This is a genomic window from Sphingomonas olei, assembly GCF_045369765.1.
Taxonomy (GTDB): Bacteria; Pseudomonadota; Alphaproteobacteria; order Sphingomonadales; family Sphingomonadaceae; genus Sphingomonas; species Sphingomonas panaciterrae.
In genome coordinates this window covers 63,182-84,990 of record NZ_JBIQEU010000001.1, presented here as the reverse complement: position 1 = coordinate 84,990, position 21,809 = coordinate 63,182, and the positions used below count along the sequence as shown (strand labels likewise).

Sequence of the window (21,809 nt, the reverse complement as noted above, 5' to 3'; positions counted from 1 at the left end):
TCGTGGCGGGTCTGACCCGGCGCGGGCAAGCTTGAACATTGCTGGATGCTTAGAGGACCCGGGAGGTTGATGGCCGCCCAAGGTCCTTTTCGTATTCCAAGTGCTGTCAGGGCTCCAGCAAAGTAACCTATACGAAAGGTGAAGGCTTCAATGCCGACGATCAACCAGCTGGTCCGCAAGGGCCGCGAACCGCAGAAGGCCAAGAGCAAGGTCCCTGCGATGGAGCAGAACCCGCAGAAGCGCGGCGTTTGCACCCGTGTGTACACCACGACCCCGAAGAAGCCGAACTCGGCATTGCGCAAGGTGGCCAAGGTTCGCCTGACCAACCAGCGCGAAGTCATCAGCTACATCCCGGGTGAAGGTCACAACCTGCAGGAGCACTCGGTTGTGCTCATCCGCGGCGGCCGTGTGCGCGACCTTCCCGGCGTGCGCTATCACGTGCTGCGCGGCGTGCTCGATACGCAGGGCGTGAAGGACCGTCGTCAGTCCCGCTCGAAGTACGGCGCGAAGCGTCCGAAGTAAGCCGGCATCCCGGCTGGCCCGGGGTCTCGAGGTTTGTGTCCCGCACCATCGTCAGGCGTCTCCCGCGAAAGCTGGGGGCGGGCGGACAGGAGCGGTTGATCTGAGAAGGAATTCCAAATGGCGCGTCGTCGTCGTCCCGAGAAGCGGGAAATCCTGCCTGATCCCAAGTTCGGTGATGAGGTTCTGTCCAAGTTCATGAATTCGGTGATGCTGGACGGCAAGAAGTCCGTCGCCGAGGGCATCGTCTATTCCGCACTCGACACGGTCGAGTCGCGCGCCAAGCGCGACCCGCTGGGCGTGTTCCATGATGCGCTGAACAACATCAAGCCGGGCATCGAGGTCCGCAGCCGCCGCGTCGGTGGTGCGACCTACCAGGTGCCCGTCGAGGTTCGTCCGGAGCGTGCCCAGGCGCTGGCGATCCGCTGGCTGATCTCGGCGGCCCGCGGTCGCAGCGAGAACACCATGTCGGCCCGCCTGTCGGGTGAGCTGCTCGACGCTTCGAACAACCGCGGCAATGCGGTGAAGAAGCGCGAAGACACCCACCGCATGGCGGAAGCGAACCGCGCCTTCAGCCACTACCGCTGGTAGTCTTGGAAGCGTCTCGCACGTAAACTATATCGTGGGGAGCTGGCCAAGGGCCTGCTCCCCACATCTCTAAGGAAAGCCCGACCATGGCCCGCAGCCATCCGCTCGAGAAGTACCGTAACATCGGCATCATGGCGCACATCGACGCCGGCAAGACGACGACGACCGAGCGCATCCTTTACTACACCGGCAAGTCCTACAAGATCGGCGAAGTGCACGAAGGCACCGCGACGATGGACTGGATGGAGCAGGAGCAGGAGCGCGGCATCACCATCACCTCCGCGGCGACCACGTGCAAGTGGCGCGCGAGCGAGGGCAAGGGTGACGAGCACCTGATCAACATCATCGACACGCCGGGGCACGTCGACTTCACCATCGAGGTGGAGCGTTCGCTGCGGGTGCTGGACGGCGCGGTCACCTGCTTTGATGGCGTGGCCGGCGTTGAGCCGCAGTCCGAGACGGTGTGGCGTCAGGCCGACAAGTATCGCGTCCCGCGTCTTTGCTACGTCAACAAGCTGGATCGTACCGGCGCGAGCTTCGATCGCTGCGTTCAGATGATCAAGGATCGTCTGGGTGCACGTACTGCCGTGCTGTACCTGCCGATCGGCATCGAGAGCCAGTTTGTCGGTCTCGTCGACCTCGTCGAGAACCGCGCGATCGTGTGGCTGGACGAGTCGCTGGGCGCGAAGTTCGAATATCGCGAGATTCCCGACGACATGAAGGATGCGGCCGCGGCTGCCCGCGCCGAGCTGATCGAGATCGCCGTCGAGCAGGACGAGGCGGTGCTGGAGGCGTATCTGGAGGGCAACGAGCCCGACACCGCGACGCTGAAGCGCCTGATCCGCAAGGGCACGCTGGCGTTCGATTTCGTGCCGGTGCTGTGCGGTTCGTCGTTCAAGAACAAGGGCGTTCAGCCGCTGCTCGACGCAGTCGTCGACTATCTGCCGAGCCCGCTCGACATCCCTGACGTTCAGGGTGTGAAGCTGGACGGCGAAACGGTCGATTCGCGTCCGCCGTCGGACGACGCGCCAATGTCGCTGCTTGCCTTCAAGATCATGAACGATCCGTTCGTCGGCTCGCTCACCTTCGCGCGCATCTATTCGGGCAAGCTGGCCAAGGGCAGCTACCTGAACTCGGTGAAGGACAAGAAGGAAAAGATCGGCCGTATGCTCCTGATGCACGCGAACTCGCGTGAGGACATCGAGGAAGCGCGTGCAGGTGACATCGTCGCGATCGCGGGTCTGAAGGAAACGACGACCGGCGACACGCTGTGCGATCCGGCCAACCCGATCATCCTCGAGCGGATGGAATTCCCTGAGCCCGTGATCGAGCTCAGCGTGGAGCCGAAGACCAAGGCCGACCAGGAGAAGATGGGCGTCGCCCTGAACCGCCTGGCCGCCGAGGATCCCTCGTTCCGCGTGTCGACCGATCACGAATCGGGTCAGACGATCATCAAGGGGATGGGCGAGCTCCACCTCGAGATTCTCGTCGACCGCATGAAGCGTGAGTTCAAGGTCGAGGCGAACGTCGGTGCGCCGCAGGTGGCGTATCGCGAATACCTGAAGAAGCCGGTCGACATCGACTACACCCACAAGAAGCAGTCGGGTGGTACCGGTCAGTTCGGTCGCGTGAAGGTGAAGCTGACGCCGGGCGAGCGTGGCGCTGGCATCATCTTCAAGGACGAGATCAAGGGCGGTAACATTCCGAAGGAATATATCCCCGCGATCGAAAAGGGCTTCCGCGAGACGGCAGCTACCGGTTCGCTGGTTGGCTTCCCGATCATCGACTTCGAGATCGTGCTGTATGACGGCGCGTATCACGACGTCGACTCGTCGGCTCTTGCGTTCGAAATCACCGCGCGTGGTGCAATGCGCGAAGCGGCGCAGAAGGCCGGCATCACGCTGCTCGAGCCGGTGATGAAGGTCGAGGTCGTGACGCCGGAGGATTACCTCGGCGACGTGATCGGCGACATGAACTCGCGTCGTGGTCAGATCCAGGGCACCGACACGCGCGGCAACGCGCAGGCGGTGACGGCGATGGTGCCGCTCGCGAACATGTTCGGCTACGTGAACTCGCTGCGCTCGTTCACCCAGGGCCGTGCCAGCTACTCGATGCAGTTCTCGCACTATGACGAAGTGCCGCAGAACGTTGCGGACGAGGTCAAGGCGAAGCTGGCGTAATCGCTCTTCCCGTCTTCCGGGTCGACCGGAAGACGGGAGAGGGTTTGCGCAACGACAATTCAGCCGCTATGGGGCCGCCTTCACGGCGAGTCCTCGTGCGGCTCAAGTGGAAATCCAGAAGGTAGGACAACAATGGCTAAGGCTAAGTTTGAGCGGACCAAGCCGCACCTGAACATCGGCACCATCGGTCACGTCGACCATGGCAAGACCTCGCTGACCGCAGCGATCACCAAGGTTCTCGCAGAGAACGTCGCCGGCAACGCAGCCGTCGACTTCGCGAACATCGACAAGGCGCCGGAAGAGCGCGAGCGCGGCATCACCATCTCGACCGCGCACGTCGAGTACGAGACGGCCAACCGTCACTATGCGCACGTCGACTGCCCGGGTCACGCCGACTATGTGAAGAACATGATCACCGGCGCTGCCCAGATGGACGGCGCGATCCTGGTCGTGTCGGCCACTGACGGCCCGATGCCGCAGACCCGTGAGCACATCCTGCTCGCCCGTCAGGTCGGCGTGCCGGCGATGGTGGTGTTCCTCAACAAGGTCGACCTGGTCGACGACGAGGAAATCCTCGAGTTGGTCGAGCTGGAAGTTCGCGAGCTGCTGAGCTCGTACGAATTCCCGGGCGACGACATTCCGATCATCAAGGGCTCGGCTACCTGCGCCCTCTCGGGTTCGGACCAGAAGCTCGGCACCGACGCCGTCATGGAGCTCATGAAGGCGGTTGACGAGTACATCCCGCAGCCGGAGCGTCCGCTCGACAAGCCGTTCATGATGCCGATCGAAGACGTGTTCTCGATCTCGGGTCGTGGTACGGTCGTCACCGGCCGCGTTGAGACCGGCATCATCAAGGTTGGTGAGGAAGTCGAGATCGTCGGCATCCACCCGGAAGTCCGCAAGACGACCGTCACCGGCGTGGAAATGTTCCGCAAGCTGCTCGATCAGGGCCAGGCTGGCGACAACGTCGGCGCGCTGATCCGCGGCGTCGCTCGCGATGAAGTCGAGCGTGGCCAGGTGCTCTGCAAGCCGGGCTCGATCAAGCCGCACACCGAGTTCTCGTCGGAAGTGTACGTGCTGTCGAAGGAAGAGGGTGGCCGTCACACGCCGTTCTTCGCCAACTATCGTCCGCAGTTCTACTTCCGTACGACGGACGTGACCGGCACCGTCGAGCTGCCTGAGGGCACCGAGATGGTGATGCCGGGCGACAACGTCGCTCTGGGCATCAAGCTGATCGCGCCGATCGCTATGGACGTGGGCCAGCGCTTCACGATCCGCGAGGGCGGCCGCACCGTCGGTGCAGGCGTCGTCAGCTCGATCGCCAAGTAAGATCTTTCTTTAAGATCCAGCGGTTCGCCGCAAAGCTGCCGCCCGGCACGCCATATGGTGTGTCGGGCGGTTGCCTTTTTATGAGGGCAGGGCTATTGGCCGCGCCTTCGACAGTTTCACGAACAGCAAGAGCCGCGTTCACGTGGCCCGCTCTTTCGCATCGGTAGGGATTATGGACAGCAACATCCGCATTCGCCTGAAGGCGTTCGATCATCGCGTGCTCGACCAGGCGACTGGCGACATCGCCGACACCGCCCGACGTACCGGTGCCCTCATTCGCGGTCCGATCCCGCTCCCGACGCGTATCGAGAAGTTCACGGTCAACCGTGGCCCTCACATCGACAAGAAGAGCCGCGAGCAGTTCGAGGTGCGCACCTACAAGCGCATGCTCGACATCGTGCAGCCGACCCCGCAGACCGTCGATGCGCTGATGAAGCTCGACCTGGCGGCGGGCGTTGACGTCGAGATCAAGCTGGCGTAATGGCCGGCCTCCCGCGGTTGACGTGAGTCCCGCGGGTTTGTCGTTTCCGTGGTTCCGGAAACGCGTGGGACCCGTGAAGGGCACCTAGAGCAAGAGATACCGCCAGCTGCTTGCAGTTGGGACAGCGTCTCCCGTCTGCTCCTCGCTTGCGAGGGGCGACCAGCCCGGGACGGGGGCGCGCTTCGCTTTATACCGGGTTGAAATTGGGATGCTCCCTTCAAGGGGGCGTCACAAGCACCTGTGGGATGGGCCCACGGGTGCCTCTGTTGAGGAGCTACGGATCATGCGTACCGGCGTGATCGCGAAGAAGATGGGCATGACCCGCCTGTTCCAGGACGACGGCCGCCACGTGCCCGTCACCGTCCTGCAGCTGGAAGGGCTTCAGGTCATCTCTCGCCGCGAAACGGAACGTGATGGCTATACGGCCGTCCAGCTTGGCGCGGGTGTCGCCAAGGCAAAGAATGTCGCCAAGCCGCAGCGCGGCCACTTCGGCAAGGCCGAGGTTGAGCCCAAGGCGATTGTCCATGAATTCCGCGTCAGCGAGGAAAATCTCCTCGATGTGGGCGCAGAGATTTCGGCCGATCACTTCGTTGCTGGCCAGTTCGTCGATATCCAGGGTCGTACCCAGGGTAAGGGTTTCGCCGGCGCCATGAAGCGCTGGAACTTCGGCGGTCTGCGTGCGACGCACGGCGTGTCGGTCTCGCACCGTTCGCACGGTTCGACCGGTAACCGTCAGGATCCGGGTCGCGTCTTCAAGAACAAGAAGATGGCCGGCCACATGGGTGACAAGAACCGCACCCAGCAGAACCTCGAGATCGTCGGCACCGACGTCGAGCGCGGCCTCATCTTCGTCAAGGGCTCGGTCCCTGGCTCGAAGGGTGGCTGGCTGTTCGTCAAGGACGCCGTGAAGCTGAAGCCGCATGCCGACGCGCCGCGTCCGGCCGGCCTGAAGGCTGCCAATAGCAACAACGCAGCGGCTGCTCCGGCACCCGAAGCGACCGACGGCCAGGAGGGCTGAACGTGAAGGTCAAGGTTTCCTCCTTCGCCGGGAACGAAGTGGCGGACGTCGAGCTGTCGGACGAGGTCTTCGGCCTCGAGCCGCGCGCTGACATCCTGCACCGCGTCGTCACCTGGCAGCTCGAGAAGCGTCGCGGCACTGCCCGCGGGACGCGCGAGCGCGCCGATGTCGCCCGTTCGGGCAAGAAGCTGGGTCGCCAGAAGGGCGGCGGTGTCGCTCGTCACGGCGATCGTCGTGCCCCCGTCTTCATCGGCGGTGGTAAGGCGCACGGTGCCCGTGTTCGCGACTTCAATCCGGGTCTGAACAAGAAGGTCCGCGCACTCGGCCTCAAGATGGCGCTGTCGAGCCATGCCAAGGCTGGTTCGCTGATCGTCCTCGACGGCTTCGAGGTCCAGAAGACCAAGGAGCTCAAGGGCCACTTCGCGACGCTCAACGTCGGCAAGCGCACGCTTGTGATCGACGGCGAGACCGCAGAGGGCTTCCGCGCCGGCTACAACCTGCCGGGTGTGGATCTGCTCCCGGCGGTTGGCGCGAACGTCTATGACATCATCAAGGCCGATACGCTGGTGCTGACCCGCGCGGCGGTCGAGAAGCTGGAGGCGCGCTTCAATGGCTAAGCAGCAGAAGGCGATCGACCCGCGTCACTATGACGTGATTGTCGCGCCGCACATCACCGAGAAGTCGACCCTTCTCTCCGAGCAGAACGCCGTGGTGTTCAAGGTGGCCAAGAAGGCCTCCAAGCCGGAGATCAAGGCGGCGGTTGAAGCGATCTTCGACGTCAGCGTCGTTGGCGTGAACACCATCGTCCAGAAGGGCAAGACGAAGCGCTGGAAGGGCGCTCCGTACTTCCGCCAGGACATGAAGAAGGCGATCGTCACGCTCAAGGACGGGCAGTCGATCGACGTCACCGAGGGGGCCAACTGAGATGGCGCTCAAGCATTATAACCCGACCAGCCCGGCTCGCCGTGGCCTGGTCCTGATCGACCGCTCGACGCTGCACAAGGGCGCGCCCGTCAAGGCGCTGACCGAAGGCAAGCGCAAGAGCGGCGGTCGGAACAACAAGGGTCACGTGACCAGCCGCGGCATCGCGGGCGGCCACAAGCAGAAGTATCGCTACATCGACTTCAAGCGTCGCAAGTGGGACGCCGAGGGTACGGTCGAGCGGCTCGAGTATGACCCCAATCGCACGGCGTTCATCGCGCTGGTCAGCTACGCCGACGGCGAGCAGGCTTACATCATCGCGCCGCAGCGTCTCGCTGCCGGTGACAAGGTGATCGCGGCCAAGAAGACCGACGTGAAGCCGGGCAATGCCATGGAGCTGGGCCAGGTTCCGGTCGGCACCATCGTCCACAATGTGGAGATGAAGCCGGGCAAGGGCGGTCAGATCGCGCGTTCGGCTGGCACCTATGTGCAGGTCGTGGGTCGTGATCGCGGCATGGTGATCGTTCGCCTGAACTCGGGCGAGCAGCGCTATATCCGCAGCGAGTGCATGGCGACGGTTGGCGCGGTGTCGAACCCCGACAACCAGAACCAGAACTTCGGCAAGGCGGGTCGTACCCGCTGGATGGGCAAGCGTCCGCTTACCCGTGGCGTCGCGAAGAACCCGGTCGACCACCCGCACGGCGGCGGTGAAGGCCGCACCTCGGGCGGCCGTCACCCGGTCACCCCGTGGGGCAAGCCGACGAAGGGTGCGCGCACCCGCCACAACAAGGCGACGGACAAGATGATCATCCGCAGCCGTCACGCGAGGAAGAAGTAATGGCTCGCTCCGTCTGGAAGGGTCCGTTCGTGGACCTTCACCTGCTGAAGAAGGCAGAGGTGGCGCAGGACAGCAACGGTCGTTCGGGTCCGATCAAGACCTGGTCGCGCCGTTCGACCATCCTGCCGCAGTTCGTCGGTCTGACGTTCAACGTGTACAATGGCCGCAAGTTCGTGCCGGTCTCGGTGAACGAGGACATGGTTGGCATGAAGCTGGGTGAGTTCGCGCCGACGCGCTACTTCCCGGGTCACGCCGCTGACAAGAAGGGCAAGCGCTGATGAGCAAGCCTCAGTCCCCCCGCAAGGTCGGCGAGAAGGAAGCTCTCTCGGTCGGCACGCAGATCCGTGGTTCGGCGCAGAAGCTGAACCTGGTCGCTGGTCTGATCCGTGGCCGCTCGGCTGCTGACGCGATGAACATCCTCGCCTTCTCCAAGAAGGCGATGGCTGTTGATGCGCGCAAGGTGCTCGCTTCGGCGATCGCCAACGCCGAGAACAACCACAACCTTGACGTCGACGCCCTCGTCGTCGCCGAGGCGTCGGTCGGCAAGTCGATCACCATGAAGCGGTTCGCCACGCGCGGCCGCGGCAAGTCCACCCGCATCCTCAAGCCGTTCTCGCGGCTCCGGATCGTCGTGCGCGAGCAGGAAGAAGCCTAATGGGTCACAAGAGCAACCCGATCGGTCTGCGCCTGCAGATCAACCGCACCTGGGACAGCCGCTGGTACGCCGACGGCGCCGACTACGGTCGCCTGCTGCTGGAGGATCTCAAGATCCGCCAGTACATCCTGAAGACGCTGCCGCAGGCGGCGATCTCCAAGGTGGTGATCGAGCGTCCGGCCAAGCTGTGCCGCATCTCCATCTTCGCTGCACGTCCCGGCGTGATCATCGGCAAGAAGGGCTCGGACATCGAGAAGCTGCGCAAGACGCTCGGCGCGATGACCAGCTCCGACGTGTCGCTGAACATCGTCGAGATCCGCAAGCCGGAAGTGGATGCCAAGCTCGTGGCTCAGGGCATTGCCGATCAGCTGGAGCGTCGTATCGCGTTCCGCCGCGCCATGAAGCGTGCGGTGCAGTCCGCGATGCGCCTCGGTGCCGACGGCATCCGCGTGGCATGTGGTGGCCGTCTTGGCGGCGCCGAGATCGCCCGTTCGGAAAGCTACCGCGAAGGCCGCGTTCCGCTGCACACGCTGCGCGCGAACATGGACTATGCCGAGGCCCAGGCGCACACCGCTTATGGCGTGTGCGGCGTCAAGGTCTGGATCTTCAAGGGTGAAATCCTTGGTCACGATCCGATGGCTACCGACCGGTTGATGATGGAGGCTCAGACCTCCGGCGTGCGCCCTGCGCGCGACGACCGCCGCTAAGGAGTAGAAGAAGTGCTGCAACCCAAGCGCACCAAGTTCCGCAAGGCGTTCAAGGGCCGCATCAGCGGCGACGCCAAGGGCGGTACCGCGCTCAACTTCGGGTCGTATGGCCTGAAGGCAATGGAGCCGGAGCGTATCACCGCACGCCAGATCGAGGCGGCTCGCCGCGCGATCACGCGTCACATCAAGCGCCAGGGCCGTCTCTGGATCCGCGTGTTCCCGGACGTGCCCGTGTCGGGCAAGCCGGCCGAAGTCCGCATGGGCTCGGGTAAGGGCTCGCCGGAATATTGGGCCGCCCGCGTGAAGCCGGGTCGCATCCTGTTCGAGCTGGATGGCGTTCCCGGTCCGCTTGCTGCCGAAGCTTTCGAGCGTGCGGCAATGAAGCTCCCCATCAAGACCAAGGTCGTGGCGCGTCTCGGCGACACGTCGCACCTCGGAGGCGAGTAAGATGGCGAACAAGACTGACTTCAACGGCCAGAGCGACGACCAGCTCGTCGAGGCGCTGGGCAACCTGAAGCGCGAGCAGTTCAACCTGCGCTTCCAGGCGGCGACCAACCAGCTCGAGAAGCCGAGCCGCGTGCGCGAGGTCCGCAAGGACATCGCCCGCATCAAGACCCTGCAGGCGCAGCGCACCGCTGCCGCCGGCAAGTAAGAGGACCACAGCCATGCCGAAGCGCGTGCTGACCGGGCTGATCGTCTCCGACAAGGGCGACAAGACGGTGGTGGTGAACGTAGAGCGTAAGGTGAAGCACCCGCTCTACGGCAAGATCATCCGCCGTTCGAAGAAGTACCACGCCCATGACGAGGCGAATGAGTACAAGCAGGGCGAGACCGTGCGGATCGAAGAGACCGCGCCGATCTCCAAGCTGAAGACCTGGAAGGTCGTCGATCGGGTCAACACCCATGCGACGCCCGAGCGGGTCGAGATCGACGAGCCGGCCTCGGCCTAAGCCGCAGGCCCGGGTCGAAGACCAGGGCGCTCCTGACGGTATCGGCCAGGGTCCGGGGTTCCCGGAGACCAGTCGAGGGGCAGGGGCGATCGAGAGCAGGCAAGGGTGAGGCCCCACGGGGCATTGCCTTTTGTCTGTGGAGCGGCTACCGGGCCGCTCCCCCTGGACGCGATTGTCGCGCCCGGGGTCGTTTTTTTAAGGCGGGGTTGGGTCGGTATCCACCCCATAGAGAGAAGGAAGCGGATCGATGATCCAGATGCAGTCCAATCTCGACGTCGCTGACAACAGCGGCGCGAAGCGGGTACAGTGCATCAAGGTGCTTGGTGGTTCCAAGCGCCGCACGGCCAGCGTCGGCGACATCATTGTCGTGTCGATCAAGGAGGCTCAGCCGCGTGGCAAGGTGAAGAAGGGTGACGTGCATCGCGCGGTCATCGTTCGCACCGCCAAGGACATTCACCGTGCGGACGGTTCGACCATCCGTTTCGACGGCAATGCCGCAGTGCTGGTCAACAAGAACGAGGAGCCGATCGGCACCCGTATCTTTGGCCCGGTCGTGCGTGAACTGCGCGGCAAGAAGCACATGAAGATCATCTCGCTGGCTCCGGAGGTGCTGTAATGGCTGCCGCCAAGATCAAGAAGGGCGACCAGGTCATCGTTCTGTCGGGTAAGGACAAGGGCAAGACCGGCACCGTCACCGCTTCCATGCCGAAGGACGGCAAGGTCGTCGTCGCCGGCGTGAACGTCGCGACCCGCCACACCAAGCCGTCGCAGATGAACCCGCAGGGCGGCCTGAACCGCTTCGAAGCGCCGCTTCACATCTCGAAGGTCGCGCACGTGACCGCCGACGGCAAGCCGACGCGCGTCCGTTTCGAAATGCAGGACGGCAAGAAGGTCCGTGTTGCGGTCAAGACCGGGGAGAAGATCGATGGCTGATGGCTACACGCCCCGCCTGCGTAAGCTGTATGACGAGACCATCGCAAAGGCGATGATCGAGAAGTTCGGCTACAAGAACGCGCTCGAGATTCCGCGTATCGAGAAGATCGTGCTCAACATGGGCGTCGGTGAGGCGACCCAGGACAAGAAGCGTGTCGAGCAGGCTGCGTCCGAGATGGAGCTGATCGCGGGTCAGAAGCCGGTGATCACTCGTGCGAAGAAGTCGATCGCGCAGTTCAAGCTGCGTGAAGGCATGCCGATCGGCGTCAAGGTCACGCTGCGTCGTGAGCGCATGTACGAATTCCTCGACCGCTTCATCACCATCGCGCTCCCGCGCGTCCGCGACTTCCGCGGCCTGAACCCGAAGAGCTTCGATGGGCGCGGCAACTATGCCTGCGGCCTGAAGGAGCAGATCGTGTTCCCTGAGATCAACTATGACCGCATCGACAAGGTGCGCGGCATGGACGTGATCGTCACCACCACTGCCAAGACCGACGACGAGGCGCGTGAGCTGCTTCGCCTGTTCGGCTTCCCGTTCCCGCGGGATGAGGCGGCAGAAGAGAAGAAGGCGGCGTGAGCCCCTTGGCAACGAACTGAACGAGAGAGCTTAAGTCCATGGCGAAACTGAGTTCCGTGAACAAGAACGAGCGTCGCAAGAAGCTCGTGAAGCAATATGCCCCCAAGTGGGCAAAGCTGAAGGCAACGGCGAACGACAAGTCGCTTGACGAGACCGAGCGTCTCATCGCGCGTCTGAAGATGGCCGAGCTGCCGCGCAATTCGAACCCGACCCGTATCCGCAATCGTTGCGAGATCACCGGCCGGCCGCGTGCGTATTACCGCAAGTTCCGTCTTGCCCGCGTCATGCTTCGGGAACTGGCCAACAAGGGCCTGATTCCTGGTCTGACGAAGTCGAGCTGGTAAGGACACCAAGATGGCAGTGACCGATCCCCTGGGTGACCTGCTCACCCGCATCCGCAACGGCCAGCGCGCACGCAAGGACAGCGTCGTGTCGCCGGCGTCGAAGCTGCGGACCCGCGTGCTCGACGTGCTTCAGCGCGAAGGCTACATCCGTGGCTATAGCGAGGAAGATATGGGCCCCGTGAAGGGCGTCCGTATCGAGCTCAAGTATTTCGAGGGCCAGCCGGCGATCAAGCATGTCGCCCGCGTCTCGAAGCCTGGTCGTCGTATCTACAGCGGCTCGCAGAGCCTGCCGCGCGTGATGAACGGCCTGGGCATCACGATCGTCTCGACGCCGCGCGGCGTGCTTTCCGATGCGGAAGCGCGTGAGCAGAACGTCGGCGGCGAAGTGCTGGCGGAGGTGTTCTGATGAGCCGCATCGGCAAGAAGGCAGTCACGGTTCCGGCCGGTGTCACTGCCACGATCGAAGGCAAGCAGATGACGGTGAAGGGGCCCAAGGGCACCCTCGGCCTCACGCTGCGCGATGAGATCAAGTACACGCTCGAGGACGGCGCCATTTCGGTGCAGCCGGCGAACGACTCCAAGCAGGCGCGCGCCTTCTGGGGCATGCAGCGCACCATGGTGCAGAACCTGGTCACTGGTGTGACCGACGGTTTCACCAAGAAGCTGCTGATCACCGGCGTCGGCTATCGTGCCGCTGCGCAGGGTCGCAAGCTCAAGCTGCAGCTTGGCTACAGCCATGACGTCGACATCGACGTGCCGGAAGGCATCGAGGTGAAGACCCCGGATCAGACCACGGTCGAAATCTCGGGTGCTGACAAGCAGAAGGTTGGCCAGCTGGCCGCCGAGATCCGCCGCTGGCGCAAGCCCGAGCCGTACAAGGGCAAGGGCATCAAGTACGACGGCGAGTTCATCTTCCGTAAGGAAGGAAAGAAGAAGTGACCAAGGGCCTTTCGCTTTTCGAGAAGCGGCGTCGCCGCAACCGTACGGCGCTTCGTGCGCGCAGCGGTGGCCGTCCGCGCCTGTCCGTGCATCGTTCGGGCAAGCACATCTACGCTCAGGTGATCGACGACGCTCAGGGCCGCACGGTCGCTGCCGCGTCGACGCTCCAGGGCCACGAAGGTCCGACGTCGAACGTCGATGCCGCGACTGCCGTTGGCAAGCGCATTGCCGAGGCGGCGAAGGCTGCTGGCGTCACGCAGGTCGTGTTCGATCGTGGCGGCTTCCTCTTTCACGGCCGGGTGAAGGCGCTGGCGGAAGCCGCGCGCGAAGCCGGACTGGAGTTCTAAGACATGGCTGACGAAAACAACGCGCCGGAAGCGGTGCAGCAGGACGCAGCTCCCGCCACCAATGACGCGCCGCAGGGCGGTGGTTATGCCGGTGGTGGTCGTGGTCGTGGCGGCCCTGGTGGCGGTCGTGGCCGTGGCGGTCCCGGTGGCAACCGCGGTGGTCGTGACGGTGGTCGCGGACGTCGTGATGACCGCAACCGTGATGAGGGTGGTGAGGAGCTGATCGAGAAGCTCGTCCACATCAACCGCGTGTCGAAGACGGTGAAGGGCGGTAAGCGCTTCGGGTTCGCAGCGCTCGTCGTGGTCGGTGATGGCAAGGGCCGTGTCGGCTTCGGTCATGGCAAGGCGCGCGAAGTGCCGGAGGCGATCTCCAAGGCGACCGCCGCTGCCAAGAAGGCGATGGTTCGCGTGCCGCTGAAGGAAGGCCGCACGCTGCACCATGACGTGAACGGTCACTTCGGTGCCGGTCGCGTCACTGTCCGCTCGGCGCCGCAGGGCACCGGCATCATCGCGGGTGGCCCGATGCGCGCCATCTTCGAATCGCTCGGTGTTGCCGACGTGGTGACCAAGTCGGTCGGTACGTCGAACCCGTACAACATGATCCGCGCCACGTTCGAGGCGCTGAACAACCAGACCTCGCCGAAGGCGGTTGCACAGCGCCGTGGCAAGAAGATCGCCGATCTGCTCGGCCGCGGTGGTTCGCAGACCGCCGAGGCGGATGCTGCGGCCATCACGGAGTAAGCCGACATGGCAACCATCAAGGTGAAGCAGACCGGATCGCCGATCCGTCGCACCAAGGACCAGCGCGCAACGCTGATCGGCCTTGGCCTCAACAAGATGCACCGTGTTTCGGAGCTCGAGGACAGCCCCGAGGTCCGCGGCATGATCCGCAAGGTGCAGCACATGGTCGAGGTTCAGGACTAAGCGTCCTTTGCCTGACTAGTGACAAATACCGGGAAGGGGGCTAAGCGGCCCCCTTCCTTTTATCAGCGCGTCAAAAGCGAAAGCGAGTGCACACATGAAACTGAACGAACTCCGGGACAACGCAGGCGCCCGTCATCGCAAGATCCGCGTCGGGCGCGGCATCGGCTCGGGCAAGGGCAAGACCGGCGGTCGCGGCCAGAAGGGCCAGAAGAGCCGTGAGGGCGTGTCCATCGCGGGCTTCGAGGGCGGTCAGATGCCGCTCCACATGCGTCTGCCGAAGCGCGGCTTTAACAACATCTTCGCCAAGGATTATGCCGAGGTGAACCTGGGCGCGATCCAGAAGGCAGTCGACGCAGGCAAGCTGACCGGCGCCGACGTCGATCACGCCGCGCTGAAGGCTGCAGGCCTGGCGCGTGGCGGCAAGGACGGCGTTCGCCTGCTCGCCAAGGGCGAGATCAGCGCGAAGCTGAACTTCACCGTTGCCGGCGTCTCTGCCTCGGCGCGTGAAGCGATCGAAAAGGCTGGCGGTTCGGTCAACGTGATCGAGGTCGTCGCGGCTTCGGAGAAGGCGGCAGCCAAGAAGGGCAAGGCTCGCGAGGCGCGTCTGGCCAACAAGGCGGCGAAGTCCGGCAACTGACCACAGACGGCCCCCGGCCCGGCGTCGGGGTGCTGCCTGGATCCGCTTGCGATCTGATTTCCGGTTTTTACCGGAGCAGAATCTGCTCGCTAGGTTAGACAAGCCTTCGAGCAGGCCTATATGAGCGGCGGGGCAGGGCATAATAACCCGCTCCGCCGTTTTTCGTTTCCGAAGGCACCGACGTACGATGGCATCCGCAGCCGACCAAATGGCGCAAAGCATCAGTCTCGCGAAGTTCTCGCAGGCGACCGACCTCAAGAAGAGGCTGTGGTTCACGATCGGTGCGCTGATCGTCTTCCGCCTGCTCAGCTACGTGCCGCTTCCGGGTATTGACCCGACCGGCCTTGCTGCGTTGGCTCAGCAGACCAAGGGTGGTGTGCTGGACTTCTTCAACACCTTCTCGGGCGGCGCGCTTGAGCGTGCGTCGCTGATCGCGCTTGGCGTGATGCCGTACATCACGGCGTCAATCGTGGTGCAGCTCGCCACCTCGCTCTCGCCGCAGCTTGCAGCGATCAAGAAGGAAGGTGAGAGCGGTCGCAAGAAGCTGAACCAGTATACGCGCTACGGCACGGTGCTGCTGACCGCGATCCAGGGCTATGTCATCGCGACCGGCCTGGAAGCGGGCGGGGCGGTGGTTGAGCCCGGCATGTTGTTCCGGGTCGCTGCTGTCATCTCGCTGATCGGCGGTACGATGTTCCTGATGTGGATCGGTGAGCAGATCACCAGCCGCGGCATCGGCAACGGCATTTCGCTGATCATCATGGCGGGCATCGTCGCGCACCTGCCGACGACGATCGTCAACCTGCTCGAAGGCGGCCGCACCGGTTCGATGAGCCCGGCGATCGTGATCGCCATCATCCTGGCGGTCGCTGGCCTGGTGCTGTTCATCTGCTTCATGGAGCGTGCGCAGCGCCGCATCCTGATCCAATACCCGAAGCGGCAGACCGCGCGCGGTGTTCAGGCCGATCGCAGCCACCTGCCACTGAAGATCAACACGGCTGGCGTGATCCCTCCGATCTTTGCCTCGTCGTTGCTTCTGCTGCCGCTGACGATCACGCAGTTCGCGGGTCAGAGCGTGTCGGGTGAGAGCTGGTGGGGTGACGTGATCATCGGCCTCAACCAGTATCTGCAGCACGGCAGCCCGCTCTACATGCTCCTGTATGGCGCCGGCATCATCTTCTTCTCGTTCTTCTACACTGCGGTTGTGTTCAACCCGGAGGAGACGGCAGAGAATTTGAAGCGCTACGGTGGGTTCGTCCCCGGCATCCGCCCGGGCAAGAACACGGAACAGTATTTCGACTATGTGCTGACCCGGATCACCGTGATCGGCGCGGCCTACTTGGCTTTCATCTGCCTGGTGCCGGAGTATCTCGTGTCGGCGCTGTCGATCCCCTTCTATCTGGGGGGCACGAGCTTGCTGATCGTCGTCAACGTGACGATGGATACGGTGACACAGATCCAGTCGCACTTGCTGGCGCACCAATATGGTGACCTCATCAAGAAGGCGAAGCTGAAGGGCGGTCGCCTGCGCTGAGACGCGCGGGTCGATCGAAAGGGGAGGACGTTTTCGTGAACATCATTCTTCTTGGGCCTCCGGGGGCGGGCAAGGGCACGCAGTCCGAGCGCCTGGTGGCCGAGCGCGGCATGGTTCAGCTGTCCACGGGTGACATGCTGCGCGCGGCGGTGAAGGCAGGGACGCCGGTCGGCCTTCAGGCGAAGGCGGTGATGGACGCGGGCGAGCTGGTGTCCGACGCGATCGTGTCGGCGCTGATCGGGGAGAACCTGGACCGTTTGTCCGACGGGCAGGGGGCGATTTTCGACGGTTATCCGCGGACTGCAGCGCAGGCCGAGGCGCTGGACCTGCTGCTTGAGGAGCGTGGCCGGACGCTCGCCCATGTGATCGAGCTTGAGGTGAACGAGGACGCGCTGGTCGAGCGAATCGTCGGTCGCTACACCTGCGCGAACTGCGGTGCGGGCTATCACGACCGGTTCAAGCAGCCGAAAGTGGCGGAAACCTGCGATGTTTGCGGCGCCCATGAGTTCAAGCGCCGGCCCGACGACAACGAGGAAACCGTCCGTACGCGGATGGCGGAATATCGCGCCAAGACGGCGCCGATCCTGCCGATCTATGAAGCGCGGGGCCTGGTGCGGCGAGTCGACGGGATGGCGGACATCGCCGACGTGACCCGGTCGATCGAGGAAATCCTGGATCGCGGCTGAGCGACATCCGGCGAACAATGGCCGCGCGCGCATCGCGGGCGGCCTGTTCGTGGATATGTTTTGGCCTCGCCTGGTGGAGGCCCGGCCAGATGCGGAACCCATTGCTTGACATGGCGTTTCTGCGCGCCTAATTCACCGCCCTTCCAACACCTGAAGTCCGGCAGTGCGCAGTGCGCTTGCCGCATTTCTGCGTGGCGGAAGGTCCTGCGAAGAGATGGGGTGCGTGATCCATGCCGCGCCCTGTGGAGCACGAGGAGATAGAATTTCATGGCACGTATCGCGGGTGTTAACATCCCGACCAACAAGCGCGTTCTGATCGCGCTGCAGTACATCCACGGCATCGGTCCTTCCAAGGCGAAGGAAATTACCGAGAAGCTCGAGATCGCACCGGAGCGCCGCGTGCAGGACCTGAGCGACCAGGAAGTGCTCCAGATCCGCGAGGCGATCGACGCCGGCTACACCGTGGAAGGTGACCTGCGTCGCGAGACCGCGATGAACATCAAGCGCCTGATGGACCTGGCCTGCTACCGCGGCCTGCGTCACCGCAAGGGCCTGCCGGTTCGCGGCCAGCGCACGCACACCAATGCGCGCACCCGCAAGGGCAAGGCGAAGCCGATCGCAGGCAAGAAGAAGTAAGCGTCACGCTTCTTCTTCTGTCGAGGGGCTGGTTGCAGGCATGTCGCTTCCCGGCCTCCGCTTGAAACAAAGGTCAGGATTACCAAATGGCACAGGCACCGCAGCGTATTCGCCGTCGCGAGCGCAAGAACATCACCGCCGGCGTGGCGCACGTCAACGCCAGCTTCAACAACACCATGATCACCATCACCGACGCGCAGGGCAATGCGATCAGCTGGTCTTCGGCCGGCATGATGGGCTTCAAGGGTTCGCGTAAGTCGACCCCCTATGCCGCCCAGGTTGCTGCCGAGGACGCGGGCAAGAAGGCCGCCGAGCATGGCGTCCGCACGCTCGAGGTTGAGGTGAAGGGTCCGGGTTCGGGCCGCGAGTCGGCGCTTCGCGCGCTGCAGGCGGTCGGTTTTCAGATCACGTCGATCCGCGACGTGACCTCGATCCCGCACAACGGTGTGCGTCCGTCGAAGCGTCGCCGCGTCTGATGGTTCTGGCCCCCGGCTGACGAGTCGGGGTGCCCTTTTATTTCCAGGCCGGTCGCGCCCCACGACTGGCCCAACATCAGGGGACACGAGCCTTGTCCGTCAACGCAAAGAACTGGCAGGAACTTAAGAAGCCCAACGCGCTCGAGAAGAAGGGCGGCGATGGCAAGCGCAAGGCGACCTTCGTGGCCGAGCCGCTGGAGCGTGGCTTCGGCCTGACGCTCGGCAACGCGCTGCGGCGCGTTTTGCTGTCGAGCCTGCAGGGCGCAGCGGTCACGTCGATCAAGATCGAGAACGTGCTCCACGAGTTCTCGAGCCTGGCCGGCGTGCGCGAGGACGTCACCGACATCGTCCTCAACGTGAAGCAGATTGCCCTCAAGATGCAGGGCGAAGGCCCCAAGCGTCTGCAGCTGTCGGCAACCGGCCCGGCCGAAGTGAAGGCGGGCGACATCGCCGTTTCCGGCGACATCGAAGTCATGAACCCGGAACTGGTGATCTGCCACCTGGATGAAGGCGCGACCTTCAACATGGAGCTGACCGCCGACACCGGTAAGGGCTATGTCCCGGCGACCGTCAACCGCCCGGCCGATGCGCCGATCGGCCTGATCCCGGTCGACGCGCTGTATTCGCCGGTCCGCCAGGTCAGCTACAAGGTCGATCCGACCCGCGTTGGCCAGGACCTGGACTATGACAAGCTGACGCTGACGCTGGAAACCGACGGCACGGTCACCCCGGAAGATGCGCTGGGCTATGCCGGCCGCATCCTTCAGGACCAGCTGGCGCTGTTCGTTCACTTCGACGATTCGGCGGTTACCCGTTCGGCCCCGGTCGGCGTGGCGGCACCCGCAGCCGGTGCAGAGCCGGTCAGCGACACGCAGCAGATCAACCGTTACCTGCTCAAGAAGGTCGACGAGCTCGAACTGTCGGTTCGCTCGGCCAACTGCCTCAAGAACGACAACATCATCTATATTGGTGATCTGGTCGGCAAGACCGAGGCGGAAATGCTGCGCACGCCGAACTTCGGCCGCAAGTCCTTGAACGAGATCAAGGAAGTGCTGTCGTCGATGGGCCTGCGTCTGGGCATGGAAATCCCGGGCTGGCCGCCTGAGAACATCGAAGAGATGGCCAAGAAGCTTGAGCAGGAAATCATGGGCTGATCCTGCACCGGCGCAGCGTGGCTGCGCCGGAGACAGGACAGGCCCGGCCGGCGGGTCGGCAATGCCGATCCCGACCGACGGCGTGGCTCCGCCACGCCGGTCCGGCAGAAAAGTTACCGGGCCCCGGCATGACGCCGGGGCGACGTACATCGGGTGGCCCCACGTCCCACCTGTCCCGGGGTACCGGAGGGCAACCATCAAAGGATCACTTTGATGGGGACCAAACGGCCCCCTGACGAACGAGAGAAGGACATATCATGCGTCACCGCGTAGGCGGCCGTAAGCTTCAGCGGACCTCGGCCCACCGCATTGCCCTGTTCCGCAACATGTCGGCAGCGCTGATCAAGCACGAGCAGATCACCACCACGCTCGCCAAGGCGAAGGAGCTTCGCCCGTACATCGAGAAGCTGATCACGCTGGGCAAGAAGGGCGGCCTGTCGAACCGTCGTCTCGCGCATGCTCGCTTGCTCGACGACGCGCAGCTGGTGAAGCTGTTCGACGTGCTGGCACCGCGCTACGCCGACCGTAACGGTGGTTACACCCGCATCATCAAGGCCGGCATCCGTGCATCGGACGCCTCGCCGATGGCGATCATCGAATTCGTCGACCGCGACGTTTCGGCGAAGGGCCAGGATTCGGGTCCGGTCATGACCGACGAGGATTTCGATCAGGCCGCCTAATCGCGCCGATCATCCGATCCAAAGAAAGGGGGCGTTCCGGTTTGCCGGGGCGCCCCCTTTTTCGTTTGGGGCGTGGCGGACGATGTGAGGGCAGGGTGGGCGAGGCCTTCGGGTTTGTCCCTCTTTCGCGCGGGCCGCGGGATCGCTACAGGCCCGCCATGGAACAGCTCGACAGCATACTCATCATCGACTTCGGCAGCCAGGTGACGCAGCTTATCGCGCGTCGCGTCCGTGAAGCGGGTGTGTACAGCGAGATCGCTCCCTTCCAGTCGGCCGCAGAAGCCTTTGCCCGGATGAAGCCGCGCGGCGTCATCCTGTCGGGCGGCCCGGCGTCGGTGGTGGACGAGGGAAGCCCCCGCGCCCCGCAGGCGGTGTTCGACAGCGGCGTGCCGGTGCTGGGCATCTGTTATGGCCAGCAGGTCATGAACCTGCAGCTCGGCGGGCGAGTCGAGAAGGGCTATGCCGGCGAGTTCGGCGAGGCATTCGTCGAGGTGGAGAGCGGCTGCGGCCTGTTCGACGGCCTGTGGCGCGAGGGCGAGCGGCACCAGGTGTGGATGAGCCATGGTGACCATGTCAGCGAACTGGCGCCCGGCTTCGTGCCGGTCGCGACCTCGCCGGGCGCGCCCTTCGCGATTATCGCCGACGAGAGCCGCCAGTTCTACGGCATGCAGTTCCACCCGGAGGTGGTGCACACGCCGGACGGCGCGCGGCTGATCAAGAATTTCGCGCGTCACGTCTGCGGCATGGCCGGTGACTGGACGATGGCCGAGTTCCGCGAGACCAAGATCGCGGAGATCCGCGAACAGGTCGGCCAGAAGAAGGTGATCTGCGGCCTGTCGGGCGGGGTCGATTCGGCGGTCGCGGCGGTGCTGATCCACGAAGCGATCGGCGACCAGCTGACCTGCGTCTTCGTCGACCATGGTCTGTTGCGCGCCGGCGAGGCCGATCAGGTCGTCAGCCTGTTCCGCGGCCATTACAACATCCCGCTGGTGCACGTGAACGCGGAAGCGCTGTTCATGAACGGGCTGGCCGGCGTCACTGACCCCGAGGCCAAGCGCAAGTTCATCGGCAAGACCTTCATCGAAGTGTTCGAGAGCGAGGCGAAGAAGATCGGGGGCGCCGAGTTCCTGGCGCAGGGCACGCTGTATCCCGACGTGATCGAGAGCGTCAGCTTCACCGGCGGGCCGTCGGTGACGATCAAGAGCCACCACAATGTCGGTGGCCTGCCCGAGCGGATGAACATGAAGCTGGTCGAGCCGCTGCGCGAGCTGTTCAAGGACGAGGTGCGCGAGCTTGGCCGTGAGCTGGGGCTGCCCGACGTCTTCGTGGGCCGGCATCCGTTCCCGGGGCCGGGCCTGGCGATCCGTATCCCGGGCGAGGTGACCAAGGAGCGGTGCGACATCCTACGAAAGGCTGATGCGATCTACCTCGAGGAGATCCGCAACGCGGGGCTGTACGACGCGATCTGGCAGGCGTTCGCGGTGCTGCTGCCGGTTCGTTCGGTCGGCGTGATGGGCGACGGGCGGACGTATGAAAGCGTGCTGGCGCTGCGTGCGGTGACCTCCACCGATGGCATGACGGCGCAGGCGTTCGAGTTCCCGGGCGGGTTCCTGCCGCGGGTGTCGACGCGGATCGTCAATGAGGTGAAGGGTATCAACCGGGTGACGTATGATTATACGTCCAAGCCGCCCGGTACGATCGAGTGGGAGTGATCCCCGTACGGACGGCGTCGCTGCGCCGGGGGTAGATAGTAGCC

32 protein-coding genes are annotated in these 21,809 nt (G+C 64.1%); all 32 read left to right on the top strand.

What is annotated here, in order from left to right; genetic code table 11:
- Positions 1 to 150 precede the first annotated feature (150 nt).
- The 32 genes from rpsL to guaA all read left to right on the top strand — a co-directional run bounded on the left by rpsL (position 151) and on the right by guaA (position 21,765).
- Positions 151 to 522: a 30S ribosomal protein S12 gene (gene rpsL, locus ACH0BU_RS00475; RefSeq protein WP_029936467.1), complete on the top strand. Its 372-nt coding sequence runs from the start codon at positions 151 to 153 to the stop codon at positions 520 to 522.
- A gap of 117 nt (positions 523 to 639) precedes the next feature.
- Positions 640 to 1,110, top strand: coding sequence for a 30S ribosomal protein S7 (rpsG, locus tag ACH0BU_RS00470; RefSeq protein WP_046408540.1), 471 nt, complete (start codon positions 640 to 642; stop codon positions 1,108 to 1,110).
- 83 nt (positions 1,111 to 1,193) lie between these two features.
- Positions 1,194 to 3,287, top strand: coding sequence for an elongation factor G (fusA, locus tag ACH0BU_RS00465; RefSeq protein WP_046408542.1), 2,094 nt, complete (start codon positions 1,194 to 1,196; stop codon positions 3,285 to 3,287).
- A gap of 132 nt (positions 3,288 to 3,419) precedes the next feature.
- Entirely contained in the window at positions 3,420 to 4,616 is a 1,197-nt protein-coding gene (gene tuf / locus ACH0BU_RS00460) for an elongation factor Tu (RefSeq protein WP_125945524.1), read from the top strand.
- Between the two features lie 172 nt (positions 4,617 to 4,788).
- The gene (gene rpsJ, locus ACH0BU_RS00455; protein ID WP_007406109.1) at positions 4,789 to 5,097 is read left to right on the top strand and encodes a 30S ribosomal protein S10; all 309 of its coding nucleotides are present in this window, start codon (positions 4,789 to 4,791) and stop codon (positions 5,095 to 5,097) included.
- A gap of 283 nt (positions 5,098 to 5,380) precedes the next feature.
- The gene (gene rplC / locus ACH0BU_RS00450) at positions 5,381 to 6,115 is read left to right on the top strand and encodes a 50S ribosomal protein L3 (RefSeq protein ID WP_046408547.1); all 735 of its coding nucleotides are present in this window, start codon (positions 5,381 to 5,383) and stop codon (positions 6,113 to 6,115) included.
- A 2-nt stretch (positions 6,116 to 6,117) separates the two neighbouring features.
- Complete coding sequence (gene rplD / locus ACH0BU_RS00445) at positions 6,118 to 6,732, top strand: 50S ribosomal protein L4 (protein ID WP_046408549.1); 615 nt, start codon at positions 6,118 to 6,120, stop codon at positions 6,730 to 6,732.
- Complete coding sequence (locus ACH0BU_RS00440; protein WP_046408551.1) at positions 6,725 to 7,039, top strand: 50S ribosomal protein L23; 315 nt, start codon at positions 6,725 to 6,727, stop codon at positions 7,037 to 7,039. Before rplD ends, ACH0BU_RS00440 begins: the two co-directional genes overlap by 8 nt.
- A 1-nt stretch (position 7,040) precedes the next feature.
- Positions 7,041 to 7,874: a 50S ribosomal protein L2 gene (gene rplB / locus ACH0BU_RS00435; protein ID WP_046408552.1), complete on the top strand. Its 834-nt coding sequence runs from the start codon at positions 7,041 to 7,043 to the stop codon at positions 7,872 to 7,874.
- On the top strand, positions 7,874 to 8,152 hold the full coding sequence (gene rpsS / locus ACH0BU_RS00430) for a 30S ribosomal protein S19 (RefSeq protein ID WP_046408554.1): 279 nt from the start codon (positions 7,874 to 7,876) through the stop codon (positions 8,150 to 8,152). Before rplB ends, rpsS begins: the two co-directional genes overlap by 1 nt.
- The gene (gene rplV, locus ACH0BU_RS00425) at positions 8,152 to 8,529 is read left to right on the top strand and encodes a 50S ribosomal protein L22 (RefSeq protein WP_046408556.1); all 378 of its coding nucleotides are present in this window, start codon (positions 8,152 to 8,154) and stop codon (positions 8,527 to 8,529) included. The genes rpsS and rplV overlap by 1 nt, the downstream gene beginning before the upstream one ends.
- Positions 8,529 to 9,236 (top strand): 30S ribosomal protein S3, encoded by a 708-nt coding sequence (gene rpsC / locus ACH0BU_RS00420; protein ID WP_046408557.1) that lies wholly within the window; start codon positions 8,529 to 8,531, stop codon positions 9,234 to 9,236. The genes rplV and rpsC overlap by 1 nt, the downstream gene beginning before the upstream one ends.
- Positions 9,237 to 9,248: 12 nt before the next feature.
- Complete coding sequence (rplP, locus tag ACH0BU_RS00415; RefSeq protein ID WP_046408559.1) at positions 9,249 to 9,683, top strand: 50S ribosomal protein L16; 435 nt, start codon at positions 9,249 to 9,251, stop codon at positions 9,681 to 9,683.
- Position 9,684: 1 nt separating this feature from the next.
- On the top strand, positions 9,685 to 9,888 hold the full coding sequence (gene rpmC / locus ACH0BU_RS00410) for a 50S ribosomal protein L29 (protein ID WP_046408560.1): 204 nt from the start codon (positions 9,685 to 9,687) through the stop codon (positions 9,886 to 9,888).
- A 13-nt stretch (positions 9,889 to 9,901) separates the two neighbouring features.
- Positions 9,902 to 10,186 carry a 30S ribosomal protein S17 gene (rpsQ, locus tag ACH0BU_RS00405; RefSeq protein ID WP_046408562.1) on the top strand — a complete coding sequence of 95 codons (285 nt, stop codon included), beginning with the start codon at positions 9,902 to 9,904 and terminating at the stop codon, positions 10,184 to 10,186.
- Between the two features lie 247 nt (positions 10,187 to 10,433).
- Positions 10,434 to 10,802 carry a 50S ribosomal protein L14 gene (gene rplN / locus ACH0BU_RS00400; RefSeq protein WP_017979484.1) on the top strand — a complete coding sequence of 123 codons (369 nt, stop codon included), beginning with the start codon at positions 10,434 to 10,436 and terminating at the stop codon, positions 10,800 to 10,802.
- The gene (rplX, locus tag ACH0BU_RS00395; protein WP_125945526.1) at positions 10,802 to 11,119 is read left to right on the top strand and encodes a 50S ribosomal protein L24; all 318 of its coding nucleotides are present in this window, start codon (positions 10,802 to 10,804) and stop codon (positions 11,117 to 11,119) included. Before rplN ends, rplX begins: the two co-directional genes overlap by 1 nt.
- Positions 11,112 to 11,696, top strand: coding sequence for a 50S ribosomal protein L5 (gene rplE, locus ACH0BU_RS00390; RefSeq protein WP_046408566.1), 585 nt, complete (start codon positions 11,112 to 11,114; stop codon positions 11,694 to 11,696). Before rplX ends, rplE begins: the two co-directional genes overlap by 8 nt.
- Positions 11,697 to 11,734: 38 nt before the next feature.
- Complete coding sequence (gene rpsN, locus ACH0BU_RS00385; RefSeq protein ID WP_046408568.1) at positions 11,735 to 12,040, top strand: 30S ribosomal protein S14; 306 nt, start codon at positions 11,735 to 11,737, stop codon at positions 12,038 to 12,040.
- Between the two features lie 10 nt (positions 12,041 to 12,050).
- Complete coding sequence (rpsH, locus tag ACH0BU_RS00380) at positions 12,051 to 12,446, top strand: 30S ribosomal protein S8 (protein ID WP_046408570.1); 396 nt, start codon at positions 12,051 to 12,053, stop codon at positions 12,444 to 12,446.
- Positions 12,446 to 12,979 (top strand): 50S ribosomal protein L6, encoded by a 534-nt coding sequence (gene rplF / locus ACH0BU_RS00375; RefSeq protein WP_046408571.1) that lies wholly within the window; start codon positions 12,446 to 12,448, stop codon positions 12,977 to 12,979. The genes rpsH and rplF overlap by 1 nt, the downstream gene beginning before the upstream one ends.
- A complete protein-coding gene (rplR, locus tag ACH0BU_RS00370) occupies positions 12,976 to 13,326 on the top strand; it encodes a 50S ribosomal protein L18 (RefSeq protein WP_046408573.1) in 351 nt (116 codons plus the stop codon). Before rplF ends, rplR begins: the two co-directional genes overlap by 4 nt.
- Before the next feature lie 3 nt (positions 13,327 to 13,329).
- Positions 13,330 to 14,067: a 30S ribosomal protein S5 gene (rpsE, locus tag ACH0BU_RS00365; protein WP_046408574.1), complete on the top strand. Its 738-nt coding sequence runs from the start codon at positions 13,330 to 13,332 to the stop codon at positions 14,065 to 14,067.
- Positions 14,068 to 14,073: 6 nt separating this feature from the next.
- Complete coding sequence (gene rpmD / locus ACH0BU_RS00360; protein WP_046408576.1) at positions 14,074 to 14,250, top strand: 50S ribosomal protein L30; 177 nt, start codon at positions 14,074 to 14,076, stop codon at positions 14,248 to 14,250.
- A gap of 94 nt (positions 14,251 to 14,344) precedes the next feature.
- On the top strand, positions 14,345 to 14,887 hold the full coding sequence (rplO, locus tag ACH0BU_RS00355) for a 50S ribosomal protein L15 (RefSeq protein ID WP_145118458.1): 543 nt from the start codon (positions 14,345 to 14,347) through the stop codon (positions 14,885 to 14,887).
- Positions 14,888 to 15,074: 187 nt separating this feature from the next.
- Positions 15,075 to 16,421: a preprotein translocase subunit SecY gene (secY, locus tag ACH0BU_RS00350; RefSeq protein WP_500263468.1), complete on the top strand. Its 1,347-nt coding sequence runs from the start codon at positions 15,075 to 15,077 to the stop codon at positions 16,419 to 16,421.
- Positions 16,422 to 16,456: 35 nt separating this feature from the next.
- Complete coding sequence (locus ACH0BU_RS00345; RefSeq protein ID WP_500263467.1) at positions 16,457 to 17,107, top strand: adenylate kinase; 651 nt, start codon at positions 16,457 to 16,459, stop codon at positions 17,105 to 17,107.
- A 267-nt stretch (positions 17,108 to 17,374) separates the two neighbouring features.
- Complete coding sequence (rpsM, locus tag ACH0BU_RS00340) at positions 17,375 to 17,743, top strand: 30S ribosomal protein S13 (RefSeq protein WP_046408582.1); 369 nt, start codon at positions 17,375 to 17,377, stop codon at positions 17,741 to 17,743.
- Positions 17,744 to 17,829: 86 nt separating this feature from the next.
- Positions 17,830 to 18,219 (top strand): 30S ribosomal protein S11, encoded by a 390-nt coding sequence (gene rpsK / locus ACH0BU_RS00335; RefSeq protein WP_019516037.1) that lies wholly within the window; start codon positions 17,830 to 17,832, stop codon positions 18,217 to 18,219.
- Between the two features lie 92 nt (positions 18,220 to 18,311).
- Entirely contained in the window at positions 18,312 to 19,373 is a 1,062-nt protein-coding gene (locus tag ACH0BU_RS00330; RefSeq protein ID WP_046408585.1) for a DNA-directed RNA polymerase subunit alpha, read from the top strand.
- 257 nt (positions 19,374 to 19,630) lie between these two features.
- Positions 19,631 to 20,053, top strand: coding sequence for a 50S ribosomal protein L17 (gene rplQ / locus ACH0BU_RS00325; RefSeq protein WP_046408586.1), 423 nt, complete (start codon positions 19,631 to 19,633; stop codon positions 20,051 to 20,053).
- A 158-nt stretch (positions 20,054 to 20,211) separates the two neighbouring features.
- On the top strand, positions 20,212 to 21,765 hold the full coding sequence (gene guaA / locus ACH0BU_RS00320) for a glutamine-hydrolyzing GMP synthase (protein WP_500263466.1): 1,554 nt from the start codon (positions 20,212 to 20,214) through the stop codon (positions 21,763 to 21,765).
- Positions 21,766 to 21,809 lie beyond the last annotated feature (44 nt).